This is a genomic window from Enterobacter sp. Ag1 (assembly GCA_000277545.1).
GTDB lineage: Bacteria > Pseudomonadota > Gammaproteobacteria > Enterobacterales > Enterobacteriaceae > Cedecea.
The window spans coordinates 1-8,831 of sequence record AKXM01000011.1 but is presented as its reverse complement, the minus strand read 5'-3'; the positions used below and the strand labels follow the sequence as shown (position 1 = coordinate 8,831).

Here is an 8,831-nt window from a genome sequence, read left to right as displayed (position 1 = left end):
AGATTTATGGTTCAACAGTACCCGAATATTTCTGAGTGAAGCGCTACGAAATGAGTGGGTCTGGATGAAACCGTTGAATGAGCAATGCGACGAAATAGGATTTGGTGAACTGATACTGGCGCATTACGACAGAATCAATCACCGTATCCTGAGGTTAGATTGAGAGAAAGGTGTAACCCATGTGACCGGTCAGTTCTGTAACCCATGTGACCGGTTCATACAGCGTAATGCCCCCTGACACGTTCACGTGCTCTGAAAGTACAAGGGAAACTGAATTATCGGTGAACGGCATAACTGCGGAGCGAAAGATATCTGTGGAAGATTTGAAAGAGAAATGTGATTAAGCAACAACGCCAATCCCCCAAGAAATCTCGCCCAATGAAGCCAAACTCACCAGAACTTACTACAGTTAGTAAGGGCCTCCCCTTAAGGTATCAGGTGACGTTATGGCGCTTTATTCCATCGGAGAAGTGGCTGCGCTTTGCAATATTAATCCGGTAACCCTCCGGGCCTGGCAGCGGCGTTACGGGTTGCTCAAACCTAAGCGAAGCGACGGCGGGCATCGCCTGTTTGATTCCGCCGACATCGAGCGGATTCGCGAGATCCAAACCTGGATCGAGCAAGGCGTGCAGGTCAGCAAAGTCAAAGGCCTACTCAGCGGTGAACACCGGGAAAAAGAACACGCCTGGGGAGAGCGGCAGGAAACGCTGCTCCGCCATCTGCAAAGCGGCAACCCCAACCTGCTCCGCGCCTGGATAGCCGACATTGGGCGTATCTATCCGGCGCACACGCTGGTGCAACATCTCTATCTTCCGCTGCGTCGCCGCCTTTACGGGCAGCAAATTGCGCTGTGCGCGCTGCTTAGCCTGCTGGACGGCGCTCTGATCAACTATATCGCGATGTGTATTGCCGCCGCGCGCAAGCAAAATGGCAGAGATGCTTTAGTCGTGGGCTGGAACGTGCAGGACACAACGCGGCTGTGGATGGCGGCGTGGATTGCCAGCCAGCAAGGCTGGCGGGTCGACGTGCTGGCTAATTCGCTGAGCAGCCTGAAACCGGAGATTTTTGACCGGCAAACGCTGCTGGTCTGGTGCGGTGACTGCCCCGGAGAACGGCAAATAGACCAGATTGAATCGTGGCGCAGCGCAGGGCTGCCCGTTTTTGTGCTGGGTAACGTTGAGCGCAGACAGCCCACGGACTGACGGCAATAAAGAGGGAAAATGGCCTTTTTCCCTCTTCGTCACAATCAAAGGTTCATTAACAACCCCGCTTCCCTTTATAATCGCTTCGTTAACAAACGGAGCAACGGATGAAACTGTCAAAAATGGCCCTTGTGGGCGGAATGCTGGTTATGGCGATCGGCGGCATTGGCGGCGTGATGCTGGTCGGCTACATCGTTATTTTGCATGGCGCGTGACGTAACTTTCCAGGCGCTCAAACAGGCGGTCAGTAACAATTGCCGCCAGCGCCACCAGCACCGCGCCCTGAATCACATAGGCGGTATTAAAGCCGCTTAGCCCGATAATAATCGGTGACCCGAGCGTGTTAGCGCCCACGGTAGACGCGATCGTTGCGGTGCCGATATTAATAATCACCGACGTCCTGATGCCCGCCAGAATAACCGGCGCGGCGAGCGGCAGTTCCACTTTCCGCAGCATTTGCCCGCGGCTCATGCCGATGCCAAGCGCAATCTCGCGCGCGGATTCAGGCACGGCGCCAATTCCCGCCAGCGTCCCCTGTAAAATCGGTAGCAGGCCGTAAATCACCAGCGCGATGATCGCCGGCTCTTGCCCGAACCCCATCACCGGTACCGCCACGGCTAAGACGGCCACCGGCGGAAAAGTTTGCCCGGCGGCGGTAATGGTCTCCACCAGCGAACGAAACTCTTCCCCCGCCGGACGCGTGACCAGAATCCCCAGCCCCACGCCAATCACCACCGCAACCACGCTGGAAATGCCCACCAGCGTTAAGTGCGCCAGCGCCAGAGAGACAAAGCTGTCCTGCTGGTACATAGGCCTGGTCAGCTGCGGGAACAGCCAGCTAAACAGCCCGCTGGTGTAGGGCAGCAGCACCAGCAGCGCAGCAAAAAACGCGATAAGCCACAGCAAAGGGTCACGCAGCAGGCGCATGTTCTCTCCTCCTGACCAGGTCGCTAAAGTGCAGCACGCCACAGGGCTGATTCTGGGCATCCACCACCGGCAGTTTTTCGCACTGACGGTCGATAAACAGCGAGAGCGCTTCGCGCAGCGTCATGTCTGCCCGGATAGGTTCCCCTTCCAGACGTTCATCGGCGCGAATGCTGTCTGCGACGTGGCGCAGTGAAAGCAGCCGGACGCCAAGCTCACTGCGGCCAAAGAAATCACGCACAAAGTCGTTGGCCGGGTTGGTCAGCAGCTCCAGCGGCGTTCCCTGCTGGATAACTTTGCCGCCGTCCATCAGCACGATGTTGTCGGCAAGCGTTAAGGCCTCGTCAATGTCATGCGTCACCAGCACGATGGTGCGCCCCAGCAGTTGATGAATGCGGATCATCTCCTGCTGCAGCGTCGCGCGGGTGACCGGGTCCAGCGCACCAAAAGGCTCGTCCATCAGCAGCACCTCCGGGTCGGCCGCCAGCGCACGGGCCACGCCCACGCGCTGCTGCTGCCCGCCGGAAAGCTGGTGCGGATAGCGGTCGCGGAACTGCGCGGCGTCCAGGCCTAACAGCTCCAGCAGCTCGTCGATACGTTCGGCCACTCTCGCCTTCGGCCACTTCAGCAGCTCAGGCACCGTGGCGATGTTCTGCGCCACCGTCCAGTGCGGGAACAGGCCGATGGACTGAATGGCGTAGCCCATGCGGCGGCGAAGCGCCTTCGGGTCAAAGCTGCGGATTTCTTCCCCGGCAAAGCGAATGCGCCCTTCGTCGTGCTCTACCAGGCGGTTGATCATCTTCAGCGTGGTGGACTTGCCTGAGCCGGAGGTGCCGATCAGCACGGTGAATTGCCCTTCAAGGATGTTCAGCGTCAAATCACTGACCGCCGCTTCGCCGTGGAAGTATTTGCTGACGCGATCGAACTCGATCATTATTTTGCCTCCAGCAGAGAAATAAACAGCTTAAACAGCGCGTCGACGATCACCGCCAGGGCGATAACCGGCATCACGCCAAGCAGAACCAGATCCAGCGCGCTGCTCAACAGCCCCTGGAAAATAATCGAGCCAAATCCACCTGCGCCAATCAGCGCGGCGATAACCGCCATGCCGATAGTCTGCACGCAGACCACACGCAGGCTGCGGAGCAGCACCGGCAACGCCAGCGGCACTTCCGCTCGCCAGAAAATTTGCGCCCGCGACATGCCCATGCCCAGCGCGCTTTCCACGATGTTGCGCGGTACCTGCTGCAAACCCGCCACCACGCCACGCACCAGCGGCAAGAGCGCATAAAGCACCAGCGCAATCAGCGCAGGCGCGACGCCAATCCCGCTCACGCCCATTTTCCCCAGCCACGGCAGCCAGGCGGCAAGACCCGCCAGCGGCGCAATAAGCAGGCCAAACAGCGCCACGGAAGGCACCGTCTGGATCACGTTGAGCAGAGAAAACACGCCGGATTGCCAGGCCGGGCGGCGATAGCAAAGGAGCCCCAGCGGGACGCCAATCAGCAGCGCCGGAGCCAGAGTACCCGCCAGCAGGGCCAGGTGGCGGCTCAGGGCATCGTCAAACACGTCCTGGCGGTTGACGTACTCCTTCATCAGCGAAAGATCGCTGAAGTAGCCGGTTGCCAGCAGCGCGACGGGGACGACCCAGACCTGGAGATTCAGCAAGAGCCGCCACAAAGGGCTGGCCGTGAGTCTGTTAGCCGCATCGGCGCAAAGCAGCAGGCAAACCGCCAGCATCAGCCACAGCCCGCTGCCGGGGGAAGTACGCGCGAGGGAACTGCCCTCCAGGGCAAGCTGGCTCGCGGTGTGTCCCAGCAGTAACAGCAGGCCGATAAACAGCAGCTCGCCGGTGGCAATAATCACCAGCTGAGTGATGGCGCGGGCGGGGGCCAGCGTCAGGCCAGCCAGCATCAGAAAAGGAATCGCCAGCCAGTAATACAGCGTGCCGGGCAACTGGGTGATGCCCAGCGGCTCGCCGGAAACCAGGCGGTTAGGCGCGTTGTTGATGATCGGGAGTAACATCAAGGCGGCCGCCAGCAGTAACACCAGCAGCAGCAGTACCCTGTTATGAATTTTTAGCAAACGTCATTCCAGCAGATTGATGACAAACAGCCGACAACCGGCGTTGTCGACTGTTTGAGGCAGACCAAATAACGACGTGCATTTCGGGCTTTGAAGCACAATGCACGCCGCCAGCAGGCTATTTAACAAAGCCTTTTTGCTTTAAATAATCAGCGGCTACTTTTTTGGCATCCTGACCTTCCACGGCAATCTTAGCATTCAGCTGCTGCAGCGTTTTCTGGTCGAGGGAAATAAAGACCGGTTTCAGCCAGTCGCCAATTTGCGGGTACTCTTTCAGCACGGCCTCACGCACTACGGCGGTTGGCGCAGAAACGGCCTGCACGCCTTTCGGGTCGGTGAGCGTTTCCAGGCCCAGGGCCGCAACCGGGCCATCGGTGCCGTAGGCCATCGCGGCATTAACGCCGGAGGTTTGCTGTGCCGCTGCTTTAATGGTTACTGCGGTGTCGCCCCCGGCCAGGGAAAGCAGCTGGCTTTGTTCCAGCTTAAAGCCGTAGGCTTTTTCGAAGGCCGGCAGCGCGTCGGAGCGCTCGATAAACTCGGCGGAAGCCGCCAGCTTAAAGGTGCCGCCCTTTTTCAGGTATTCGCTAAGATCCGCCAGGGAAACCAGGTGGTTTTTCTCCGCCAGGTCCTTACGTACCGCGATGGTGTAAGTGTTGTTGGCCGGGGCCGGCGTCAGCCAGACCAGGTGATTTTTGTCGTAATCCAGTTGCTTAACTTTTTCATAGCCCTTCTGGGCATCTTTCCAGGCCGGATCGTTTTCAGTTTTAAAGAAGAACGCGCCGTTGCCTGTGTATTCCGGGTAAATATCCAGCTCGCCGGAGGTAATCGCCCCGCGCACAACCGGGGTGGTGCCGAGCTGGACTTTATTCACGGTTTTTACATCGTGGCTTTCCAGCACCTGCAAAATAATATTGCCGAGCAAAGAGCCTTCGGTGTCAATTTTAGAGCCGACTTTCACCGATTCCGCCGCCTGCGCGCCTGTTGCCAACATCACTAACCCTGCCAAACCCCAACGTGTTGATATGTTCATAGTTATTCCTCGTTGTTCTTTACTTAAAAATCATGCAGTAAACAAAGAATAGCCGAGTTTGAATCGGCTGGGGAAAGCACTAAGCGGTATATGATATGCGAACTCGTTTGGACAGGCGGACAGCCGCAGGTGCCGGGCTAAATCCCCACACTTATTGCCATTTATACTTTTTTTACCCACCGCCTGGGCTTTTTTACCTTCTTTTTATACGCCAGTGAATATGCTCTTTTCGTCGCCGAGAGGCTTAGAAAAAGACCGCCATGAACTCACTCATTCACCACTCACTCGTTAAAAACATTTTTACGCTTTTCGCTTTGCCGCAGGCTTCATCCAATGAAGAATCCGTCGGCCAGTCAGTGGGGCAAAAGCCAGCGGCGGAGCGAGCTAAAGAGTTTGCCGAAGAGGTACAGCGCTACCTGCAGCGTCACCCCGACACAAAGCACGTTGATATTTACCTCAATGACGTCAACGGAGCTTTTCGCGGCAAGCGCATCGCGGTAGACAGCCTGCTGTCGCTCTCTGCCGGCTGCTATTTCCCGCAGTCCGTTTACGCGATGGATCACGAGGGTAAACCTTTTAGCCAGGCATCAGCCAGCGTGGAATACGACGAGCCCGACGGGCTTTGCCTGCCAGTGGCGGGGACGCTGCGGCCCTGCGCCCACGACCCGAAGCACAACGCGCAGCTGCTGTTAACCATGAAGCAGAGCGACGGCAGCGGCTACGCGCTAGAACCCAGAGTGGTGCTGGAAAATGTCCTGCAGAAGTTTCATTACCACGGCCTGTACCCGGTCGCCGCGCCGGAAATAGAGTTTTACCTGGTCAGCAAAGCCCAGCAGGACGTGCCGGCCCAGGGCTGCTTTTATATGCCCGTCCCTTCCGATTACACCGCTTTTATTGAAGCGCTGGAGCAGGCCGCCGCCGATCAAAAGCTGCCGCTGAGCGGTATCGTCTGCGAAGCGGAAGCCGGGCAGTTTGAGCTGAACCTGAAGCATGGCAAAGACATCGTCGGCGTGTGCGAAAGCGTGCTGGCGCTACGCCGCCTGACCAGCATCGTGGCCGATAAGTTTGGCTATCAGGCCAACTTTATGGCGAAGCCGTTTTCGCACCTGGCCGGAAACGGCCTGCATTTTCATATCAGCCTGAACGACCGCAAAGGCGACAACGTTTTTGCCTCCCCGGCGGAAAATCTGAACGAAATGACCCAGCTCTGCCTGGCGGGGATGCTGCAAACAATGCCCGCCGCCGTGGCCATTATTGCCCCACACGTCAACTCTTTCAGGCGGCTGCGCAAAAACCTTACCGAGCCGCTGTTCAGTTCCTGGGGCTACAACAAGCGCAGCGCTGCCCTGCGCATTCCCTGCTCTGACGACGGCAACCGCCGCATTGAGTACCGCCTCGCCGGGGCCGACGTGAACCCGTATCTGGCGATGGCCGCCATTCTGACCGGCATGCTTTACGGCCTGGAAAATATCGACAGCGATACCCTGAAAAATTCAGCCCTGTTTGCCCCTGAGCTGCCGCTGTTCCAGCACGTCGCAATCGATGAGTTTCAGCAAAGTCATTACATGGCCGAAAGCCTGGGGGAAGCGTTCTCCCGCCAGTGGGTGACCCACAAGCTGTCGGAACTGGCGTGGTTTGAAACTATCGTGACCCAGGAAGAAGCGGTGCTGTCCCGCTAACGCCCGTGTGCTCTTAACCTGAATGCTAACCTGAGGTGATGTATGTCTCGTCTTATCATGCTGTCTAATCGCTGCGAACCAGAACGCGGGCAGCGCGGCGATCCTCTGCTTCCGGTACTTCATGCCGTTCTGAAGAAACATTCGGGCCTGTGGTTTGGCTGGAACGGTGAAATAGCCGCAGGGAACAAGCAGAGAAAAGAGCGTTTTTTCAGTCAGTCGGGCTACCAGCAATACAGCTGGGCGCTGACCCCCAACGAGTATGACAACTTTTACCAGGGCTATATTCATCAGGTGCTGTGGCCGGTTTTCCACAATCGCCCGGATTTGATCCACTATAAAAAAGAGTATTTCACCACCTGGAAAAACTATAACCATGACGTGAAAGCGCGGGTGGCCGCCAAAATCGAGCCTGACGATCTCGTCTGGGTGCAGGACTACCATCTGTTGTTCACCGGCAAGATGCTCAAAGAGGATGGCTACACCAACCGCTGCGGCTTTTTCCTGCATCAGCCCTTCCCGCCAGGCGATGTGCTGCGTTCGGTACCTGAACACGACAGCCTGATGCAGGCGCTGTTCAGCTACGATCTGCTCGGCTTTCAGTCGAGCGGAGATGTGAATAATTTCCTCGCCTATGCGCTGCGGTTTTACCGCGTGGAGCGGCTGGCGGATAATCTTATTCAGCTCAACGGGCACATTATCCGGCTGGGGATTTTCCCCTGCGGCGTGGATAAAACTCTGCCACCGCTTTCGCACACCAACGCCGAAGCGGTGCGGAACTACCCTCGCCAGATTGTGATCAGCAACGACACGATCAGCGATATCAGCGGCGTGCACTGCCACCTGAATACGATGGAAACGTTTCTAAGTTCGCACCCGGAGTACCTGCGTGACGTCAGCCTGTTGCAAATCTCTGACGCTTCAAGGGGCTATTCGTGGTCGGCGCGGGATCTCTGCGACCAGCTGGAACACCAGTGCGCAGAAATTAACGCTCGCTTTGGGGATGCGACCTGGTACCCCATCAACTATATTCGCAACCATCTTTGCCACTCCGATTTGATTCACGCGTTTTACCGTAACGCCCACGTGGCGATGTTCACCCCACTTTCTGAGGGGATGAGCCTGGAGGCGAAAGCTTTTGTTCTCGCGCAGGATGCCGAAGACCCCGGCGTACTGATGCTGTCGGCCCTGACCGGCACGGCGGAACAGCTGACGGATGCGGTGTTGATCAACCCCTACGATGCCAACGAAGCAAGCCATGCGCTTTATTCCGCGCTGACGATGCCGCTGCACGAGCGGAAACGCCGCCACCAGCAGCTGCTGGCCAAAGTGGAAAGGTACGACAGCCAGTGGTGGGCCAGAGCTTTTATTGATTCGCTCAGCGCTGCGCCTGCCCCAGCGCCTGCCACAGTGATTCCTTTACGCACTTCCCACCACGGGATTTTTACGCCGCAGAATTTGTATTGATGGTTTCCGGTCAGGCTTATGGCAGCAAATACCCGTGATTATGCAGGGTCGGCTAAGGTCCCGTTCACTTCCAGTTCGGTTTGATATGCCATCACAGAGACGGTGAACGGCTCGGGGGAGCCACCGTCACTCCCCCGAGACCCCGGACTCCCGGCCAAATAAATCGACCGCTGAAGCGGCAGACCTCCGTTTTATCTCCCAGTCCTGGGTCGGCTGAGACGCGTTCCCGACGCTCTCAGCCTCCGGCCGCTCCCGACGTCCGGACCCTGGCCAGTCGGAGAGAAAACGAAGGCGATTTAAGCCGGAACCGTGCCTCGCTTTATACCCGCAGCCACAAGGAACGTTAACGTTGCTTCAGGTCTCAAAGCCACGCCCTTGTTCCCGGCTCTCAGCGCCCCCGGTTATGACCCAACTCAGGCGGGGTTGAGCTGTCGGGAACGAATCGCG

8 protein-coding genes and 1 pseudogene are annotated in these 8,831 nt (G+C 57.6%); 5 read left to right on the top strand and 4 right to left on the bottom strand.

What is annotated here, in order from left to right; all coding sequences use genetic code 11:
- The 3 genes and pseudogenes from A936_RS24060 to A936_RS23700 all read left to right on the top strand — a co-directional run.
- Nucleotides 1-163: pseudogene (locus A936_RS24060) on the top strand (integrase core domain-containing protein); the annotation flags it as partial.
- A gap of 283 nt (nt 164-446) precedes the next feature.
- Nucleotides 447-1,202: a MerR family transcriptional regulator gene (locus A936_RS05925; protein WP_008455619.1), complete on the top strand. Its 756-nt coding sequence runs from the start codon at nt 447-449 to the stop codon at nt 1,200-1,202.
- 122 nt (nt 1,203-1,324) lie between these two features.
- Nucleotides 1,325-1,417: a YohO family small membrane protein gene (locus A936_RS23700; RefSeq protein WP_409335219.1), complete on the top strand. Its 93-nt coding sequence runs from the start codon at nt 1,325-1,327 to the stop codon at nt 1,415-1,417.
- On the opposite strand, the gene A936_RS05915 is transcribed toward A936_RS23700, so the two are convergent.
- The 4 genes from A936_RS05915 to osmF form a co-directional block, all read right to left on the bottom strand.
- A complete protein-coding gene (locus A936_RS05915) occupies nt 1,398-2,129 on the bottom strand; it encodes an ABC transporter permease (RefSeq protein WP_008455618.1) in 732 nt (243 codons plus the stop codon). The genes A936_RS23700 and A936_RS05915 overlap by 20 nt on opposite strands.
- On the bottom strand, nt 2,113-3,060 hold the full coding sequence (locus tag A936_RS05910) for an ABC transporter ATP-binding protein (protein ID WP_008455617.1): 948 nt from the start codon (nt 3,058-3,060) through the stop codon (nt 2,113-2,115). Before A936_RS05910 ends, A936_RS05915 begins: the two co-directional genes overlap by 17 nt.
- Nucleotides 3,060-4,211 carry an ABC transporter permease gene (locus tag A936_RS05905; RefSeq protein WP_008455616.1) on the bottom strand — a complete coding sequence of 384 codons (1,152 nt, stop codon included), beginning with the start codon at nt 4,209-4,211 and terminating at the stop codon, nt 3,060-3,062. The genes A936_RS05910 and A936_RS05905 overlap by 1 nt, the downstream gene beginning before the upstream one ends.
- Before the next feature lie 118 nt (nt 4,212-4,329).
- Entirely contained in the window at nt 4,330-5,241 is a 912-nt protein-coding gene (gene osmF / locus A936_RS05900; RefSeq protein WP_034808011.1) for a glycine betaine ABC transporter substrate-binding protein OsmF, read from the bottom strand.
- A gap of 260 nt (nt 5,242-5,501) precedes the next feature.
- On the opposite strand from osmF, the gene A936_RS05895 reads away from it, so the two are divergent.
- Both A936_RS05895 and A936_RS05890 read left to right on the top strand, forming a co-directional pair.
- On the top strand, nt 5,502-6,920 hold the full coding sequence (locus tag A936_RS05895) for a glutamine synthetase family protein (protein WP_008455612.1): 1,419 nt from the start codon (nt 5,502-5,504) through the stop codon (nt 6,918-6,920).
- A 42-nt stretch (nt 6,921-6,962) separates the two neighbouring features.
- Nucleotides 6,963-8,384, top strand: a complete 1,422-nt coding sequence (locus tag A936_RS05890; RefSeq protein WP_008455610.1) for an alpha,alpha-trehalose-phosphate synthase (UDP-forming) — start codon at nt 6,963-6,965, stop codon at nt 8,382-8,384.
- The last annotated feature ends 447 nt before the right edge of the window (nt 8,385-8,831 follow it).